The following is a 17,642-nucleotide window of genomic DNA, read 5'->3' on the forward strand; positions in this document are numbered from 1 at the left end:
CTTCAAATACAGAAACTGAACTTAATGTTACTGCTGATTATGCTATTAATGATGAGTTGACTTTAGGTGCATTATATGTAAATGTAGGTGCACAAGATAAATAAATATTCACTAACTGCTACTTACTCATTTTAAAAATATTTAACTCCCTTTTTCCTGTTTTAGGGAGTTGAATTTCGATATAATCTTTCTTATGTTAATACTATCAAAAAAACTTTTTTATCTTTTTTTTATGTTGTTTCTTATATCAGTTATATCCTTTTTAGCAATTCATGCAGCGCCAAATAGTTTTTTTGCCGCTGGTGAATTAAATCCTAATATGACTAAAGAAGCAATAGAGCAGTTAAAAGCTGTTTATGGGCTTGATAAATCTCTTCTTGGCCAATATGCTGACTGGGTAAAGAATATTCTAACTTTAAACTTTGGAATTTCTTTTGTGAGTGGGCAAGATGTCAGCGCAGAGATACTAAAACGTCTTCCTATTACACTAATTATGAATATAACAGCACTTATAGTAGTTTTTGCACTTTCATTATATTTAGGTGTTAAAGCAGCCCTAGAGTATGAGAAAAAAACCGACTATATTATTCGTCAAATATCTCTAATATCTTTTTCTATGCCATCTTTTTATCTAGCACTTCTATTTATAATCTTTTTATCTCTTAATTTAGGTCTTTTCCCAATAGCAGGTCTTCACTCTATTGAAGAAAAAATAGGTTTTGCATACTATACAGATATGGCTTGGCATCTTGTTTTACCAATTGGTGTTATGATATTTGTTGGACTAGGAAGTATGATAATATATATTCGTTCCTTAACCTTAGAAATACTAAAAAGTGATTATTACTATTTTGCACTCTCAAGAGGACTCAGTAAAAAGAAACTGCTTCGTTATTATATATTTCCAAATCTTCTCCCTCCTATTATCACACTTCTGGGTCTTTCTCTTCCTGGACTAATTGGAGGGAGTGTTATTTTAGAGTCTATTTTTGGTATTGAAGGAATGGGACAACTATTTTTTATGAGTGCTTTAAGTAGAGATTACCCGATAATAATGGGTACTTTAATGATAACTTCTTTTTTAACGTTATTGGGGAATATGATTGCAGATTTAGTACTATTAAAATTAAACCCTTACATGAAACGCGGATAAAAAACTTAAAATAGTGACGCATTTGCTGCGTTTCTTTGCTCGTCATGTACTATTAAGTTTTATAAAATTCAATAAAAAGATAGACTCTGCCTCGATAGAGGCAAAGCTTTAGTGGACTTAGCGCAACAAAGGAATTTGTGTTCCTTTGTTTGGACTAATTAAACAGTGCCTCTAGAGCGTCAACACCATCTTTAGCTTCTTCAATTTCACCATCTTCTGTAGTAACAGTGTCATTTTCAACAAGTTCTATATTTAAACCTGTAAGCATAGATGCAAGACGAATATTTATTCCGCTTTTACCGATTGCTTTAGATTTTTGATCGATTGGAAGAGTGATGATAGCTTTTTCAGCATCTCCATCTTCATTTTTTACAATCTCAACATGAGAAATAATAGCAGGACTCATAACACGAGATATAAAAAGTTCTGGAATAGTTGTGTACTCTACACAGTCAATATTTTCACCGATTAGCTCTTGGCTAACAGCATTAATACGAACACCTTTAACACCAACTGTTGCACCAACGGCATCTACTTGAGGATGAGTACTTAAAAGAGCAATTTTAGCTCTCTCTCCAGGAATACGAGCACTTCTTTCAACAATAACAGTACCATCTCCAATTTCTGGAACTTCTAGAGCTAAAAGTTCTTCTAAAAATTTAGGTGATGTACGTGAAAGTTCTATTTGAATACCATTTTCTTTGTCCATATTTACACGACGAACTACAGCTTTTAAATGATCGCCTTTTACAAATATTTCACCTTTAATACGGCTTTTCATTGGTAATACAGCACGAACTTCATCTACTTCTATATATGTAGCATTATGAGAGTCAACACTAGTAACACGACCTGTTACAAGTGTTCCTATCTTTGACTTATATTTGTTGAAAAGTTCATCTTCAACTAATCTTTGAATATGAAATTCTATTTCTCTATGAAGTTGAGAAGCACCTGTTCTTCCATATTCTTCTAAATCATGAGGAATTTGTAACTGATCATCAAGTTCTACTTGGTCATCATACTCTCTAGCATCTGTAATAGATATATAAGCAGGAGCTACTTCTTCATCTTGAAGTTTTTCATCCTCATCTGCTACTACAGTAATAGTTTGAACAATTTCTATACTTTTTGTATTTTGATCAATATTTGCTTCAAAAGCAAAATTTCTATCAATAACTCTTTTAGCAGTTTGAACAAAAGCAGTTTTAAGAGCCTCTAGTACTTTCTCTGGTTGAAGACCTTTTTCATGTGCAATTGCATCTACAATATCTAATATTTTTTCCATAATTATTTGTCCTATTTAAGGTAATCTCATAAAAAACAGTTGTAAAAGTTGTTGGGATTTCTTATGAAGTGTGAAATTATAGCGAAACTAACTTTAATATGACTTTTAGCAGATTTTGTATACAATGCAAGACTTTTATATAGTAAAAATAAAATCTCATAAATGAAGACGTCTCATTCATTTAACGAAAAAATTAAGGAAAAACTATGGATTTAAAATTTGCCAGAACAGATATTGAAACAAAGCCAAAAAAAGCTGATTTAGAAAAAATCGAAGCAATCGTTGAAAAAGAAGGAAGTATGATTTTTTACTTCGACAGAGAAAACTCTCACAAAGACCTATTAGAACTTCAAGATTATTTTGAAGAAAAAGGTAAGAGTTTCTATATGAGTGAAGTGAAGTTTGGACTTTCTGACAGTGAATATATGTACCAAGTACACATTATTAGCTAGAGATAATAAATGAGTAAAAAGTTATTTATTGAGACTCTAGGTTGTGCTATGAACTCTCGTGACTCTGAGCATATGATTGCTCAGTTGACTGAGAAAGAGGGTTATGAAGCTATTGATGACTTTAGAGAAGCTGACCTTATTTTGATAAATACATGCTCAGTTAGAGAAAAACCAGTCTCTAAACTTTTCTCAGAACTTGGTGTTTTTAACAAAAAGAAAAAACCTTCTGCAAAGATAGGAGTATGTGGTTGCACAGCTTCGCATCTTGGTGCAGAAATTATAAAAAGAGCTCCATATGTGAATTTTGTTTTAGGTGCTAGAAATGTATCTAAGATAACAGAGATTTTACACAAAGATAAAGCGGTAGAGATAGATATCAATTATGATGAGAGTGAATTTGCATATGAAGATTTTAGAACATCTCCGTACAAAGCTTTTATAAATATTTCTATGGGTTGTGATAAGTCATGTACTTACTGCATCGTTCCAAAAACTCGTGGTGAAGAAATATCCATACCTGATAATCTTATAGTAAATGAAGCCCAGAGAGCGGTAAAACATGGGGCAAAAGAGATTTTCCTTTTAGGACAAAATGTAAATAACTATGGGCGACGTTTCTCTGGTAAACATGAAAAAGTAAACTTTGCAAAACTACTTAGAAGACTTTCTAAAATCGAAGGTTTAGAGCGTATTCGTTTCACATCTCCTCATCCTTTTCATATGGATGATGAGTTTATTGAAGAGTTTGCGAGTAACCCAAAAATATGTAAATCAATGCATATGCCACTTCAAAGTGGTTCAACAAAAGTTTTAAAAGATATGAAAAGAGGTTACTCTAAAGAGTGGTTCTTAAATCGTGTAGAAAAACTTCGCGCAGAGTGTCCAAAAGTTAGTATATCTACTGATATTATCGTTGCTTTTCCAGGTGAGAGTGATGAGGATTTTGAAGATTCTATAGATGTTATGAAAAAAGTTAGATTTAACCAAATCTTTTCTTTTAAATATTCAGCTCGTCCTGAGACAGAAGCTGAGTTTTTTACAAACACTATTGATGAAGAAATTGCGTCTGATAGACTTACAAGGCTTCAAACTCTTAACACTGAAATTGTAGATGAAATAAATGCTACATCACTTGGTAAGACTTATAGAGTTTACTTTGAAGAGCTTATAAAAGACTACTATATAAGTGGTAGAAGTGATAATAATATAGTTATAAAAGTAAAAGGTTCTGATGAGCTTTTAGGTCAATTTAGAAATGTTAAGATAACTTCTATTGGAAGAACAATTTTAACAGGTGAAGTAGTTGCGTAAGAAGATTTTTCGTTATCTTGCTCTACTTTTTCTACCCTTTATTGCATCTCTTTTTATTAGAATCCTTTATCTCACTAACAAAAAAGTATATCATGCCCCAGAAAATATAGAAGATAAACCAACTATATTTGCTTGTTGGCATGGTGAACTTTTGATGCTTCCTTATGTATACTTTCGTTACAGAAAAATACCACATGCTAATGTTCTAATATCACCTCACTTTGATGGTTTACTGATTTCAAAAACTGTAAAATATTTTGGTTTAGATACTATCGCGGGTTCTTCAAATAAAAATGCAGCTAGAGTCCTTATTCAGGCGATGAAGAGCATCAAAACAGGATATGACATAGGTATTACGCCAGATGGGCCAAAAGGTCCGCGACATGAAGTTGCTGATGGTATAATAGTTATAGCTCAAAAAACTAAAGCAAAAGTAATGTTGCTTAGAACAAGACCTACAAAATTTTGGCAACTAAATAGTTGGGATAAATTTATTGTTCCAAAACCTTTCGGTACAATTCATTTTTATGCAACTGAGCCTTTAGACATAAGTGATATGTCTTTTGAAGATGCAAGAACTTTGTTAAAAGAGAGGTTAGACGATTATGAGATCTAGAGTATTGATTCCAAGTATAGCTTTTTTAATGTTAGTCACAATGGGTGGATATTTTTTAATAAATCCATCTTATGAAAAATCACTAAAAGCAAAATATTACTATGAAATAGGTGATTATAAATTAGCTCTTAGTCTTGCAAAAGAAGCATTTAGTATTGATCTGTACAATCGTATGGCATCAACAATTATGGCTCAGTCAATTACCTCATTAAAATATGTTGCATATAATGATGAAGCTAAAAAATATATGAATGATATAAATCAAATAGCTACCCACGATACTATTTCAGACGCTGATAAGGCTAAGATAAGAACTATGTGTCACATTATGATAGGTTCATACATAAAACTTGCTCCAAGTGTTATAACTGAGCGTGACTTAGTTGATGATGCAGCAAGATATCACGATAATTTTGAGAAACTACTTGAAAAAGTTAATAAATAGCAAAAAAGTAGATTTTTTACAATCTTTAGAAAAATTCAGAGGTTATTCTGATCTAACCATCAAAAGCTACGATGAAGCGATAATAGAAGCTTTAGAATATGTAGAAATACTAGAAGAAGAAAATCAGATTACGATTAATTTAATGCCTTATCGTATAAAAATTTCGCAACTAAATCCAAAAACAATAAGTAAAAAACTAAGTGCAATTAGAACTTTTGTAAAGTTTTTAAATGATAATCAAATGAAAGCATCTTTAAAAGCAGATGAAAGTGTGAAGGTTGCTAAAACACTTCCTAAACCAATATCTCATAAACATATACTTGAAGCACTTGAGCATTCAGAGTTTTACGAGAAGTTGCTTGTAACTATGTTATATACTTTAGGTTTAAGAATTTCGGAGCTTTCATCTTTAAAATTAAGTGACATCTCTGATGAGTGGGTTAGAGTTTTAGGTAAGGGAAACAAACATAGAGATGTACCACTCTTAAATACTACAAGAGCAATAATAGATGAATATTTGTCAAATAATTCTCCAAAGATATTTCTTTTTGAAGCAAATGATGAAAGATTAAGCGAAAACAGTCTAAGATATACAGTTAATAAAGTCTTTAAAAGAGTAGGACTAAAAGTCACGCCTCATCAGCTTCGTCACTCTTATGCAACAGCACTTCTTAACAGTAGTGCTCCAATAGCTGACGTAAGTGAACTACTTGGTCATTCAAGTATGGCAACAACACAAATATATACAAAATTAGGTAGTGCATTGAAACAACAGAACTATAACAAAGCACATCCCCTTTGTGGAGATGAGCAGTGATGGCTAAGCTTTTTGAAGCTTTATATCATAAAGTATTTGTCAATATTGTTGTTCAGCGTTCGCAAAGTATAGTATATATAGAAGAGTGCAGTAAAAAAGCTGTTCTTAAAAGTGACTCAGAGACTTTTAACACTACTGAACTCAGTAATAAAATGTGTGAATATATAAATTCTTTTACCTCAGAATCTCCATTTCATTATATTTCAATTTTAGATACTTCAGATGCACAAGGTGCAATTCCAACCTGTTCAAGTAAAGAGATGTCCAGATTTAACGATATGACATCATCAAAATATATCTGCCATTCAAATGAGTGGACTTATTTTACTTCTAAATCAAACCTAGATATCATAAAATATAATTACGCTGATATAGGTGTAGATTTTATTTTTTCCCCATTTACTGTTTTGGCACACTTTTTTAAAGATAAGATAGACAGCACTTTAGCTCTTTATATCCTTTTAGAAGATAATTATATAACTATTAGTGTGTTTGATAACTCTAGGCTTTTGTATGGTGATCATATTGATATGGAACATGGTGATGATCATGATGAGATGCTTATGGATGAGTCTGGTGATGATGATATAGACCTTGACTTAGATGGAAGCATAGATTTAGATGATGTAGATGCCATGGATTCTATGAGTGATATAGAAGGACTAGATGATTTTGGTGATATTGAAGATTTAGATACTTTAGATGATATAGATGAATTTGCAGAAACAGAACATGAAGAAGATTTTTCAGATAAATATGAAGAAACCTCTGTTGAAGATGTAAGTGGTTTCAATGAAGATTATCAAAGATATTCTCTGATTCAAAGTTCTATAAATAGGTTTTATAAAGATCATAAATATGAGAGTAAATTTGTAGAGAATGTTTATGTTGCAGATGCTATAAGTGTGAGTGGGGATTTAAAAAGATACTTAGAAGAAGAGATGTTTTTGAATGTTTTTATTAGACAATTAGATTTAGGTGCTGAAGTTTGTGAGTTGGCAAAGGCAGACTTAAAATGAAATATAGTTATATAAAACCAAGAAAAAAGAGTGTTTTTTCATCTGAGCTGCAATTACTTTTTAGTTTTTTTAGTATTACCATTTTTATGCTCATGTTAACATATACATTTCTAGTTTTTAAAGACTACAGATTTTCACAAAATACTCAAGAGATTATTGAAAAAAGAGCTGATTTAGAAGCTGGAATTACTAAGATGAAAGCTCAAATAACCTTTATAGAAAAAGAGGCATTGCTTTATGAAAGAATTAATACTAAAAATACAGTTTTAAAAGATTCCATAGCAAATTTATTTGATTTAGTGCCACAAAGAATTACATTATCAGAGGCCTCTCTACTTGAAAATGGACTTATTTTATATGGTATTACTCCAAATAAGGATATATACAATTTTATGTTACAAGCCCCTCTTCGTTCTATATTTCATAGAACTTATAGTAGCTTCTATCCAGCAGCGAATGGATGGTTAACTTTTGTATCTACTAACTATATAGATGAAGATGAGTTAGCGCTTACTTCATCTAAAAGTGAGATGAAAGAGGAGTTAGATAATGAAAATTAGTATATCAAGACAAAGTATTTATCTACTCTCTTTATCTATATTTTTACTTATATTTGTTCTTATATTTTCATTTAGTGTATTAATTCCAAAAGGAAAAGAGTACAGAGAACAAAGAAATTTACTAAATAAAGATCGTATGGAAGTTAGAAGATATGAAGATTTTAGTATCTCAACTCTAGATAAGTTAAAAGAATTACAATCTGAGAATGCTCACAGTATTACAGCTTTTGACAATTCCTTTAATAGTGAGAGGTTTGAAAAACAACATAGCCTACATTTTACAACACTCAAGTTATCTAAAAAGAAACCCTTAGAAAATGAAGATGAATTCGCTGTATATGAAGTAAATACAACTTCATCTATAAACTCTCCACAAAGTTTTTACGCGTTTTTGGACTCTATAAATAAAGGCGATTGGGTTATTGGGATTAACTTTCCTATAAACTTTAAGAGAGACCATGAGTTAATTACTTCATCATTTACTATGAGAGTATACTCAACTCAAAAAGCCTCAGTTAAGTAGGTTTTTTACTTCTTCAAATACTTCTTTATTTTGAAATAAAAATGGACGAAGTTTAGGCTCTATTTTTAATATTCTACATTTATCTTTAAACTCACTAGTCATATTTGTTTTAGACGTTTCTTTTGAATAAGCAACTATAAAGATAAAGTCTCCGTTTATGCAAACTATAAATTTTCTACCTACAATAAGACTTTTACTCTCCTTTAGTAACTCTCTATCTTTTGCACTTAACATATACAGTTTTGATTTCAAAATCTTATCTATGGTAAATATATCGGCTCTAGTGTTTTTTAAGCTTTTAAAGTAGCTTAAATCTTTGATATGATTAATTTGTGCTTCAGGAATTAAAGTTTGTCTATCTTCATCTATATACTCAAAACTTTTCTTAATACCTTTGAGATATTTATCTAAGAGGGGGTTGGAGTAATTATGTCTAAATGAGTTTCTCTTTATCTCTTCATCTAAGTTAGTCTCATCTTCGAAGTATTTTCTTTTTTCTTTGTCAAGATAAGCATATAACTCTTGTTTATCTAGATGCAAAAGAGGGCGAACAAGGGTGTATAAATTTCTTACTTGAACCTTCTTCATACCAGCTATTTCTGCACAACCTGCGCCTTTACATAACTGCATTAACATCCATTCAAATCTATCTCCAAGATGATGAGCGGTTAAAAGATTTTCATAACTATGAGATGATATCAATTTTTCAAAAAACTCATATCTAATCTCTCTTGCTTTTGATTCAAAGTTTTTGCTAATTTTTGTAGATACATGGGTATGACATTCTAAGTTATACTTAGATGCCAACTCTTTTGCATAAGCTACTTCTTGGATGCTCTGTAGTCTTTGGTTATAGTTAACAATGGCAATATCAAAATTGATGTTTTGTTTTAAAAGAAGAAAGAAGAGGGCAGTTGAGTCTGCTCCTCCTGAGAATGCTAGAAGGTTTTTTTTATTTTTTAGTACTCCTAACGACGATGTTTCAAGCATTGTCTACTGTAGCAGTTAGAATGTTTCCTGCAAGTTCGGTAATTTTGGCTTTATAGATTTTAGCAAAGTTTAGTTCTTCATCACTTGTTCTATCATTCACATAAATCTCACCGTCAATTTCTGGTGCCCAAATAGTTTTTCTTGCACTAAGAAGATACTCATGCTCGTCACTTTCACAATCAATGATAAGCTCTATCTCTTTGCCTACTTCATTTTCTAGTGATTTTTGAGTACACTCAGATGCAATGTCACCAAGCGTTTGTGCACGAGATGCAATAAGCTCATCAGATATCTTATTACTCATGTCATATGCAGGAGTTGTTTCTTCATCAGAGTAAGAAAAAACGTTGATTCTATCAAAACCAAATGAAGATACAAACTCACACATCTCTTCAAACATTTCTTCTGTTTCATCAGGATGTCCAACGATAAAACTAGTTCTTACAAAAGAGTTTGGCAGTGAACGCATAAAGTCTAAAAGTTCTACTGTTTTTTCTTTTCCAAAACCACGTTTCATCATACGAAGCATGTCATCGTTTATATGTTGTATAGGCATGTCAAAGTAATTGTGGAATATTTCACTTTTTGCTATATTTTTTAGAAGTGAAATAGTAGTAGTTGAAGGATACAAGTAAAGGATTCTAGCACTTTTAACACCATCTATAAGTTCAATTCTTTGGATAAGTAAACTAAGTCCATCTTTGATATTTTGATCTCTAAGGAATGAAGAACTATCTTGAGAAACAAAGCTAAAGTCGTAATAGCCTTTAGCAACTAAACCTTCTACCTCTTTTGCAATTGAATCTAAGTTACGAGAGTTTAGTTTTCCTTTAAAAGAAGGAATAGCACAAAAACTACAAGTTTGGTTACAACCCTCAGATAGCTTTATATAAGCGTGGTAAGTAGAGCCTGTTACAACTCTCTCACTTCCATCTATTAAAAAAACTTCATCAGAAAAACGACTCTTTTTCTCTTTAAGAAGTTCGTCTATATGGTCGTAATCACCAACACCAGTAAAAATATCTACTTCTGGCATCTGAGTCGCTAATTCTTCTTTGTATCTCTCACTAAGACAACCAGCCATTACTAGAACTGAGTCCTCTTTTCTTGCGTCATGAAGACTTAGAACAGTGTTTACTGATTCTTCTTTTGCTGCATCTATGAAACCACAAGTGTTTACTATGATTACATCTGCTTCATCTTCTGAATCTGTTAGTTCGAAGTTTTGAAGTTTACCCATCATTACTTCCGTATCGACAAGGTTTTTTGTACAGCCAAGAGAGACTATATGAAGTTTGTTGCTCATTATTACTACTTTTAAATATTTTTCGTAATTATATCCAAATCTAGAATTTCTATTCTTGTAAAATTTAGCTTTACTACATTAATTTTTAGAGCAAGTGTATAGATATAGTTCAGATAGTCTGTAGTATAATCACGGCATGAAAATATATGATGTTTTAATTTTAGGAGCAGGTGCTAGTGGCTTGATGTGTGCCTCCCAGTTAAGTAAAAAAATGAGTGTAGGAATTGTTGATATTAACTCTAAGGTTGCCAAGAAACTAAAGGTTTCAGGTGGTGGAAAGTGTAATATAACAAATGTTAGTGTTAGTGAAAACAATTTTGATGGTGATTCAGAGTTAGTTAGTAATATCTTGAATAGATTTTCTAAAGATGATTTATTAGAGTTTTTGCAAAATAATTCTTTAAGTCCTGTGATAAGAAAAAATCGTTATTACTTTTGTAAAAATTCTTCTGATGAAATTATAAATATTTTAAAAAAACTAACTAATCATCAAGAGCTTATTTTAAATACAGAGATAATAGAACTTCTAAAAAAAGATGAACTCTTTGAAATTAAAACAAACAAAACAACTATAAAAGCAAAAAGAGTTGTTGTAGCAACTGGTGGCAAAAGTTTTAAAACTCTTGGTGCTAGTGATATTGGATTGAAAATCGCAAAAAGTTTTTCAATTAATGTCAAAGAATTTACTCCAGCTCTCGTTGGGCTAACAGTTCAAAAAGATCAGTTTTGGATGAAAGAGTTAAGTGGACTGAGCTGTTATGTAAATATAAAAGTGGAAGATAAAATCTTGAATGAAGATCTATTATTTGCACATAAAGGTATTAGTGGACCTGCTGTATTATCTGCATCTTTGTATTGGAGAAAAGGAAATATATCAATAGACTTTCTTCCAAGTCATAATATACTAGATTTAACCAAGGGAAGTAAAAAACTTGTTAGTTCCATTATCCCTCTCCCTAAAAGACTTTCTGTAGCAATTTTAAAAGCTTTAGATGTTAAAGATATAGAATGTAAAAAATTAACTCCAGAAGTAAAAGAAAAACTTTTACTTATACATAATTACGAATTTGCTCCTGCGGGAAACTTTGGTTTCACAAAAGCAGAAGTATGTAGAGGGGGAGTTGATACTAATGAACTGTCAAATAATTCCTTAGAATCAAAGGATATAAAAAAATTACACTTTATAGGTGAAGTTGTCGATATAACAGGAGAACTTGGAGGTTATAACTTCCAATGGGCATTTAGCAGTGGTGTTATTTGTGCTAGAGAGATTAATATGTTGCCTTAGCCTTTTTTCAAAGAGTAAGGAAGGCCAAAATAATGTTAAATACAAGGATGTGTTATGAACAAAACATTAAAAAAAGTAATATTAACTGCTATGTTACTATCGTCGCCACTTGCAGCATAATTAACGGATTATCCATTGATTGGTCTAGAAGCAGGATTTAGTAATCTTGATTATGAACAAATAGATAGTGGAGTAACAACAAAAAAAGAAACTATTAGCCTTAGTCATTTTGGTTTAAAAGTGGGATCAGAAATAGATAATTACAGAACATTTTTAAGTACAAGAGTGTTTGACGCCCCAGAATTTGATTATGCGCGTACTTACGGCATTGAAGTTCAGTATATGTTTCATCTTTCAAAAGATACAGATATGTTTATAGGTATAAATGCTGGTACTGTTGATATGGAGTTTAACGATCAGAGTAGTACAAACACTGTAACACTTGATAGTACATATATGGGTGGAGATATTGGGTTTAACTTACACTTAAGTGATGGTGTTGACTTTGAAATTGGAGCAAGAATTATGAGTCTTAATTCTAGTGAAAGTGAAAGTACATCAAAATATGATTTTGATAATATTGTAACAGGGTATGCAAGTATTATTATTAAATTACCAATGGAGTTATAATGAGATATATATTATTATCTTTTTTTCTTCTTCTAGGCACTTTAAATGCAGATATTATGAAGAAAAAAACATTGGCTTGTCCTAGTGTGATGCAATTACAAAAAGCACCTCTACAAAAAGCTGATAATGGTATGAAACTTAGTACGTATGCTATATCAAATGAGTGTCTAATTATAGATAAAAATGATAAGGTTGAGGCAGTTGGATACGATCCAAGAAATTCAAAAGAGATTTATCAAAAAATAATTCATAAAAAGACAGGAGTTGCTCTTTATATTATAAAATCATCTGTTCAGATTGAACAAGGTGGAAAGAAAAATAGATATAAATTTTAAAAAAGATTATATGATTTTTTGTTGTAAATAGTGGTGCTCGATACTGGACTTGAACCAGTGACTTCTTCCATGTCATGGAAGCACTCTACCACTGAGTTAATCGAGCGAATTGTTAGACTATGCATACTAAACATATAGGTAAACTTAGGGCATAATTTTACCCAAGAAATCTTAAAACTATTTTTCTTGAGTTAGCCTACGGATTTATATTTAATTTATGTTTATTGAGTGTATAATTTCTTTACTAAAAAAAGTGCCCAGAAGGTAAGTTATGAATTTAACTGAGTTAGAAGAATTAGGATTAGAAAACATTGGTAAGATTCATCATAATCTAGGTTATGACGAATTGATACAACATGAACTTGAGAACGGTGAGTGTGCTCAAACAAATAAAGGTGCTATGGCTGTTGACACAGGTATATTCACTGGTCGTAGTCCTAAAGACAAATACTTTGTAGATTGCGATCCATCAAACAAGTATATTGCTTGGGGCGATGTAAATAAAAAAGTTTCTGCTGATATTTTTGCAGAACTTCTTGTAGTAGCGCAAGAACAACTCTCAGGTAAAGATCTTTATGTAACAGATGTTTTTTGTGGTTCAAGTGCAGCTTCAAAAAGATCAGTGCGTTTTGTATCTGAAATAGCTTGGCAATCACATTTTGTTAAAAACATGTTTATTCGTCCAACTGAGTCAGAACTTGAAGTATTCAAGTCGGATTTTACTGTATTAAATGCTTGTAAAGCTGTAAATGATAAATGGAAAGAACATGGCCTAAACTCAGAGGTATTCGTACTTTTTGATGTTGAGAACAATATGGCAATTATTTGTGGTACTTGGTACGGTGGTGAGATGAAAAAAGGAATTTTTTCAATGATGAACTACTGGTTACCACTTGAAGGTAAACTTCCAATGCATTGTTCAGCAAATGTTGGAAAAAATGGTGATACTGCACTTTTCTTCGGACTAAGTGGAACAGGTAAAACTACACTTTCTACTGATCCTCATCGTGCCCTTATCGGAGATGATGAACATGGTTGGGATAATCATGGTGTATTTAACTTTGAAGGTGGATGTTACGCTAAAGTAATTAACCTTGATGGTAAGAGTGAACCAGAAATTTACAGCGCTATTAGAACTAATGCTTTACTTGAAAATGTAGTAATGTATGGTGAAGGTGAGGTTGATTATGAAGATGGAAGTAAAACAGAAAATACTCGTGTTTCATATCCAATAGAGCATATCCAAAATCATAAAGATGATTTAATGGCTGGTCATCCAGAAAATATTATCTTCTTAACAGCAGATGCTTTTGGTGTTTTACCTCCAGTATCTAAACTAACAAAAGAGCAAGCAATGTACTACTTCTTAAGTGGTTATACTGCAAAAGTTGCTGGTACTGAGCGTGGTATTACTGAGCCTGTTGCAACATTTTCTGCATGTTTTGGTGAGGCTTTCTTACCACTGCATCCAACTATTTATGCAAAACTTCTTGGTGAAAAAATAGATGAACATGGTGTAAATGTTTATCTTGTTAACACTGGTTGGACTGGTGGTGGTTATGGTGTTGGAAAGAGAATGAGTATTAAAGATACTCGTGCTTGTATTAATGCTATATTAGATGGAACTATTAAAAATAGTGAGTTTGATACTACTGAAACTTTTAGACTAAATGTTCCAACAACTTTAGGTGATATTAGACCTGATATATTGAACCCTCGTAATGCTTGGGAAGATAAAGATCTTTTTGATAACACAAGAGATGAATTAGCTAAGATGTTTGTGGCTAATTATAAAAAATACCAAGAAGGCGCAGAGATAGATTATGCTCCTTATGGTCCAATAGTAGGTTCTTAAATTTAAAATAGCAATGCACTTGTTGCGTTGCTACATTCGTCATGTGCTACAGCACACTTCCTCATTACGCGCCTTACAATTACATCACTCTTTTAATTTAATTTGTTCTTTTATCAAAGAAATAGAAAAAAATAATTATAGCTATTGATAACAATGAAAATAGAATCCAGTGTTCATAAATATATATGAATAATTCTCCTTTCATTGTTATTTCTTTTTAGTGGCTTTCTCCATATAGAGCCATAAAGCTCCACCAAAAAATACTAAAATAAGTGGTGCTATCCAAGGTTTGTCGCCTATTATTTCAGAAAATTTTACTAAAGCACTTCCAGAATAGTAACTTCCAAGTCCAAATACTAAAGCCCAAACTCCAGAACTTAACACATTTATTATTGCAAACTTTTTAAAGTCATATTTTGTAAGTCCAATAGCAATAGGGATTAGAGTCTTAATTCCATAAATAAATTTCTGAATTAGTATAATCCATGAACCATTTTTTTTCATCATTACATGAGCAAGTGCTAACTTACGTCTATGTTTGCGAAGACCTTCCATCATCATACTCTTTTGGTAACGTGCCATATAAAACAGTAAAACATCACCTAATGCATTTGCCATAAAAGCAATAGCTATTGATGTACTTAAGTCCATTTCCCCAATAAAAGAGAGTACTCCAGCCCCTATAAGTGCTACAAATCCACCACCAAGTGAGTAAAGAAAAAGTCCTATATATCCATAAGTTGCTAAATTACTAAAAGTATCTTCCATATCTGTTTTATCCTAAAGTTTTTTTATTTTCATAATCTCATCACGAAGTCTTGCGGCTTCTTCAAAGTTTAATTCTTTTGCTGCTTTTTTCATTTTTAAAGATAGCTCTTTTGTTATAGCTTTCTTCTCTGATGCCGGCATCTTATCCATTTTTTTATGTTTTTGGTAAATACCACCATGATCTTCTACTTTTAGGTTGGCATCTAACTTACGAATAGTAGTAGTTGGTGTTATTCCATGCTTCTTATTATGAGATTCTTGAATCGCTCTTCTTGAAGTAGTTGTATCAATAGCTTTTTGCATAGATTTAGTTATTTTATTTGCATAAAGTATAACTCTTCCATTTGCATTTCTTGCCCCTCTTCCTATTGTCTGGATAAGTGCAGTTTCACTTCTTAAAAAACCTTCTTTATCTGCATCTAAGATTGCAACAAGAGAAACTTCAGGCAGGTCTAAACCTTCACGAAGCAGATTTATTCCGATAAGAACATCAAACTCCCCAAGTCTAAGTGCTCGTATTATTTGATTACGCTCAATAGTATCTATATCAGAGTGCATATACTGAACTTTTATACCTAAATCAGCAAGATATTTTGTAAGAGCCTCTGCCATTTTTTTAGTTAGAACAGTTATAAGAACTCTTTCATTCTTGGGAGTGATTTTTTTAATCTCATCGTGTATATTTTCAACTTGATTATCGGATGTTCTTATCTCTAGTATTGGATCTAAGAGACCCGTAGGACGAATAATTTGTTTTGCTGTAACACTAGACATCTCTAATTCATATGGAGCAGGTGTCGCTGATACAAAAAGATAGTGTGGAGCTTTATTGATGTATTCATCAGCCATTAAAGGTCTGTTATCAAGAGCTGATGGAAGTCTAAAACCATAATCTACAAGCACATCTTTTCTAGCTCTATCTCCTGCGTACATTCCACGATACTGGGGAAGAGAAACATGAGACTCATCGACTATGACTAGATAATCTTGATTTCTTTGAGAGAAATAATCAAGCAGTGTAAATGGAGCTTCTCCTGGTTTTTTATTTGTAAGAAGTCTTGAGTAATTCTCAACTCCTTTACACATTCCAGTAGTTTGTAGCATCTCTAAGTCAAACTCAACTCTTTGTTTAAGCCTTTGATATTCTAAAAGTTTTCCAGCAGACTGAAAATATGCGAGTCTCTCATCTAGTTCTTCTTCTATTCTTTTAATAGCAACTGCCATTTTTTCTTGGCTAACACTAAATTGAGAAGTTGCATATATAGTAAACAGTTTATGATCTTCTAGTCTTTTATTATCAATAAGTTCAAAGGTATAAATAGCCTCTATTTCATCACCAAAAAACTCAATACGGATAGCTTCTTGCTCAAAATATGGAGGATAAATATCTAAACTTTCTCCATTTACACGAATATGACCAGTATCAAAATAAGTGTCATTTCGACTGTATCCCATTTCAACTAAACGTAGTAGAAGTTTCTTTTGAGGTATTTCGTCACCAACTTCTAAGACTTGAACCATATTGAGGTATTCTTCAGGGTCACCAAGACCATAGTTAGCTGATACAGATGCTACAACAATAACATCATCGTAAGAGAGAAGATTTGCAGTAGAAGATAACCTCATACGCTCTAACTCATCATTTATAGCACTATCTTTTTCTATAAATAAATCTTGTCTAGGAATGTATGCCTCAGGCTGATAATAATCATAGTAAGAAACAAAATACTCAACATGAGCTTCTGGGAAAAAGCTTCTAAACTCAGAGTAAAGTTGAGCTGCCAAAGTTTTATTATGAGTCATAACAATTGTTGGCATCTTTACATTCTCTATAACTTTAGCCATAGTGTAGGTTTTACCGCTACCTGTAACACCTTCAAGTGTCTGATAACGATTACCTTGGTTGATAGAATCACTAAGGGCTTTGATAGCAGTTGGTTGATCTCCCGCAGGAGAATATTCTGATTTTACTTTAAATAATACATCTTTATTCATTAGTGAAATTATAGCATCTAGTTGATTTATTTGTTTACCTTATTAAGCTCTTTTAAGGAAGTAATCAAAATGAGTTATGAAAATATTAAGTGCTTCTAGGCAAATTATTTTTAAAAAAATAAATTGCAATAAAAAAAGTAAATACTTCACTAAAAGGAAGAGCAATATAAACGCCTGTTAACCCAAAAAAATATGATAATAGACTCACAAAAAAGATAGGAAATATTAAACTTCTAATAATAGATATACTCGCTGAGGCTAGTGGTTTATGAATAGATGTTAGATAAGAAG

18 protein-coding genes and 1 tRNA gene are annotated in these 17,642 nt (G+C 31.8%); 13 read left to right on the forward strand and 6 right to left on the reverse strand.

The genetic code is table 11. The features are described 5' to 3' along the window. The first annotated feature begins 193 nt into the window (after positions 1 to 193). Entirely contained in the window at positions 194 to 1,153 is a 960-nt protein-coding gene (locus tag QZZ48_RS08155) for an ABC transporter permease (RefSeq protein ID WP_294964225.1), read from the forward strand. A gap of 154 nt (positions 1,154 to 1,307) precedes the next feature. On the opposite strand, the gene nusA is transcribed toward QZZ48_RS08155, so the two are convergent. Next, positions 1,308 to 2,441, reverse strand: coding sequence for a transcription termination factor NusA (gene nusA / locus QZZ48_RS08160; RefSeq protein ID WP_294964187.1), 1,134 nt, complete (start codon positions 2,439 to 2,441; stop codon positions 1,308 to 1,310). A 206-nt stretch (positions 2,442 to 2,647) separates the two neighbouring features. Here nusA and QZZ48_RS08165 point away from each other — a divergent pair, with 206 nt between their 5' ends. The 8 genes from QZZ48_RS08165 to QZZ48_RS08200 are packed head-to-tail and all read left to right on the forward strand — an operon-like array spanning position 2,648 to position 8,184. Next, positions 2,648 to 2,893, forward strand: a complete 246-nt coding sequence (locus QZZ48_RS08165) for an HP0268 family nuclease (protein ID WP_294964190.1) — start codon at positions 2,648 to 2,650, stop codon at positions 2,891 to 2,893. Positions 2,894 to 2,902: 9 nt separating this feature from the next. Continuing rightward, the gene (miaB, locus tag QZZ48_RS08170; RefSeq protein WP_294964193.1) at positions 2,903 to 4,204 is read left to right on the forward strand and encodes a tRNA (N6-isopentenyl adenosine(37)-C2)-methylthiotransferase MiaB; all 1,302 of its coding nucleotides are present in this window, start codon (positions 2,903 to 2,905) and stop codon (positions 4,202 to 4,204) included. Continuing rightward, positions 4,197 to 4,820 carry a lysophospholipid acyltransferase family protein gene (locus QZZ48_RS08175; protein ID WP_294964195.1) on the forward strand — a complete coding sequence of 208 codons (624 nt, stop codon included), beginning with the start codon at positions 4,197 to 4,199 and terminating at the stop codon, positions 4,818 to 4,820. Before miaB ends, QZZ48_RS08175 begins: the two co-directional genes overlap by 8 nt. After that, positions 4,810 to 5,265, forward strand: a complete 456-nt coding sequence (locus QZZ48_RS08180) for a hypothetical protein (RefSeq protein WP_294964196.1) — start codon at positions 4,810 to 4,812, stop codon at positions 5,263 to 5,265. The genes QZZ48_RS08175 and QZZ48_RS08180 overlap by 11 nt, the downstream gene beginning before the upstream one ends. After that, positions 5,246 to 6,082, forward strand: a complete 837-nt coding sequence (locus QZZ48_RS08185; protein WP_294964199.1) for a tyrosine-type recombinase/integrase — start codon at positions 5,246 to 5,248, stop codon at positions 6,080 to 6,082. The genes QZZ48_RS08180 and QZZ48_RS08185 overlap by 20 nt, the downstream gene beginning before the upstream one ends. Beyond that, entirely contained in the window at positions 6,082 to 7,101 is a 1,020-nt protein-coding gene (locus tag QZZ48_RS08190; protein ID WP_294964202.1) for a hypothetical protein, read from the forward strand. The genes QZZ48_RS08185 and QZZ48_RS08190 overlap by 1 nt, the downstream gene beginning before the upstream one ends. Further along, positions 7,098 to 7,661, forward strand: a complete 564-nt coding sequence (locus QZZ48_RS08195; protein ID WP_294964204.1) for a hypothetical protein — start codon at positions 7,098 to 7,100, stop codon at positions 7,659 to 7,661. The genes QZZ48_RS08190 and QZZ48_RS08195 overlap by 4 nt, the downstream gene beginning before the upstream one ends. Then, positions 7,651 to 8,184, forward strand: coding sequence for a hypothetical protein (locus QZZ48_RS08200; RefSeq protein ID WP_294964206.1), 534 nt, complete (start codon positions 7,651 to 7,653; stop codon positions 8,182 to 8,184). The genes QZZ48_RS08195 and QZZ48_RS08200 overlap by 11 nt, the downstream gene beginning before the upstream one ends. On the opposite strand, the gene tilS is transcribed toward QZZ48_RS08200, so the two are convergent. Beyond that, entirely contained in the window at positions 8,173 to 9,174 is a 1,002-nt protein-coding gene (gene tilS / locus QZZ48_RS08205; RefSeq protein ID WP_294964209.1) for a tRNA lysidine(34) synthetase TilS, read from the reverse strand. The genes QZZ48_RS08200 and tilS overlap by 12 nt on opposite strands. Further along, a complete protein-coding gene (gene rimO / locus QZZ48_RS08210; protein WP_294964211.1) occupies positions 9,167 to 10,480 on the reverse strand; it encodes a 30S ribosomal protein S12 methylthiotransferase RimO in 1,314 nt (437 codons plus the stop codon). The genes tilS and rimO overlap by 8 nt, the downstream gene beginning before the upstream one ends. A 136-nt stretch (positions 10,481 to 10,616) precedes the next feature. Here rimO and QZZ48_RS08215 point away from each other — a divergent pair, with 136 nt between their 5' ends. The 3 genes from QZZ48_RS08215 (at position 10,617) to QZZ48_RS08225 (ending at position 12,733) form a co-directional block, all read left to right on the forward strand. Further along, a complete protein-coding gene (locus QZZ48_RS08215; protein WP_294964213.1) occupies positions 10,617 to 11,768 on the forward strand; it encodes an aminoacetone oxidase family FAD-binding enzyme in 1,152 nt (383 codons plus the stop codon). 135 nt (positions 11,769 to 11,903) lie between these two features. Next, on the forward strand, positions 11,904 to 12,398 hold the full coding sequence (locus tag QZZ48_RS08220; protein WP_294964215.1) for a hypothetical protein: 495 nt from the start codon (positions 11,904 to 11,906) through the stop codon (positions 12,396 to 12,398). Further along, on the forward strand, positions 12,398 to 12,733 hold the full coding sequence (locus QZZ48_RS08225; protein WP_294964217.1) for a hypothetical protein: 336 nt from the start codon (positions 12,398 to 12,400) through the stop codon (positions 12,731 to 12,733). The genes QZZ48_RS08220 and QZZ48_RS08225 overlap by 1 nt, the downstream gene beginning before the upstream one ends. 31 nt (positions 12,734 to 12,764) lie before the next feature. Here the strand turns inward: QZZ48_RS08225 and QZZ48_RS08230 are convergent. Beyond that, positions 12,765 to 12,839 (reverse strand) — tRNA-Val (locus QZZ48_RS08230). Positions 12,840 to 13,004: 165 nt separating this feature from the next. Between QZZ48_RS08230 and pckA the strand changes: the two genes are divergently transcribed. Then, positions 13,005 to 14,588, forward strand: coding sequence for a phosphoenolpyruvate carboxykinase (ATP) (gene pckA / locus QZZ48_RS08235; protein WP_294964219.1), 1,584 nt, complete (start codon positions 13,005 to 13,007; stop codon positions 14,586 to 14,588). A 207-nt stretch (positions 14,589 to 14,795) separates the two neighbouring features. On the opposite strand, the gene QZZ48_RS08240 is transcribed toward pckA, so the two are convergent. Continuing rightward, a complete protein-coding gene (locus QZZ48_RS08240; RefSeq protein ID WP_294964221.1) occupies positions 14,796 to 15,356 on the reverse strand; it encodes a DedA family protein in 561 nt (186 codons plus the stop codon). A 12-nt stretch (positions 15,357 to 15,368) separates the two neighbouring features. Next, a complete protein-coding gene (gene uvrB / locus QZZ48_RS08245; protein WP_294964223.1) occupies positions 15,369 to 17,351 on the reverse strand; it encodes an excinuclease ABC subunit UvrB in 1,983 nt (660 codons plus the stop codon). Positions 17,352 to 17,642 lie beyond the last annotated feature (291 nt).

The sequence above is a fragment of the Sulfurimonas sp. genome (assembly GCF_016744025.1).
GTDB lineage: Bacteria > Campylobacterota > Campylobacteria > Campylobacterales > Sulfurimonadaceae > Sulfurimonas.

What these genes read in the sequence shown, in the direction of transcription:
- QZZ48_RS08155 (WP_294964225.1), top strand. Translation starts at nt 194, where the DNA reads ATGTTAATACTATCAAAAAAACTTTTTTATCTTTTTTTTATGTTGTTT.
- nusA (WP_294964187.1), bottom strand. Translation starts at nt 2,441, where the DNA reads ATGGAAAAAATATTAGATATTGTAGATGCAATTGCACATGAAAAAGGT.
- QZZ48_RS08165 (WP_294964190.1), top strand. Translation starts at nt 2,648, where the DNA reads ATGGATTTAAAATTTGCCAGAACAGATATTGAAACAAAGCCAAAAAAA.
- miaB (WP_294964193.1), top strand. Translation starts at nt 2,903, where the DNA reads ATGAGTAAAAAGTTATTTATTGAGACTCTAGGTTGTGCTATGAACTCT.
- QZZ48_RS08180 (WP_294964196.1), top strand. Translation starts at nt 4,810, where the DNA reads ATGAGATCTAGAGTATTGATTCCAAGTATAGCTTTTTTAATGTTAGTC.
- QZZ48_RS08190 (WP_294964202.1), top strand. Translation starts at nt 6,082, where the DNA reads ATGGCTAAGCTTTTTGAAGCTTTATATCATAAAGTATTTGTCAATATT.
- QZZ48_RS08195 (WP_294964204.1), top strand. Translation starts at nt 7,098, where the DNA reads ATGAAATATAGTTATATAAAACCAAGAAAAAAGAGTGTTTTTTCATCT.
- QZZ48_RS08200 (WP_294964206.1), top strand. Translation starts at nt 7,651, where the DNA reads ATGAAAATTAGTATATCAAGACAAAGTATTTATCTACTCTCTTTATCT.
- tilS (WP_294964209.1), bottom strand. Translation starts at nt 9,174, where the DNA reads ATGCTTGAAACATCGTCGTTAGGAGTACTAAAAAATAAAAAAAACCTT.
- rimO (WP_294964211.1), bottom strand. Translation starts at nt 10,480, where the DNA reads ATGAGCAACAAACTTCATATAGTCTCTCTTGGCTGTACAAAAAACCTT.
- QZZ48_RS08215 (WP_294964213.1), top strand. Translation starts at nt 10,617, where the DNA reads ATGAAAATATATGATGTTTTAATTTTAGGAGCAGGTGCTAGTGGCTTG.
- QZZ48_RS08225 (WP_294964217.1), top strand. Translation starts at nt 12,398, where the DNA reads ATGAGATATATATTATTATCTTTTTTTCTTCTTCTAGGCACTTTAAAT.
- pckA (WP_294964219.1), top strand. Translation starts at nt 13,005, where the DNA reads ATGAATTTAACTGAGTTAGAAGAATTAGGATTAGAAAACATTGGTAAG.
- QZZ48_RS08240 (WP_294964221.1), bottom strand. Translation starts at nt 15,356, where the DNA reads ATGGAAGATACTTTTAGTAATTTAGCAACTTATGGATATATAGGACTT.
- uvrB (WP_294964223.1), bottom strand. Translation starts at nt 17,351, where the DNA reads ATGAATAAAGATGTATTATTTAAAGTAAAATCAGAATATTCTCCTGCG.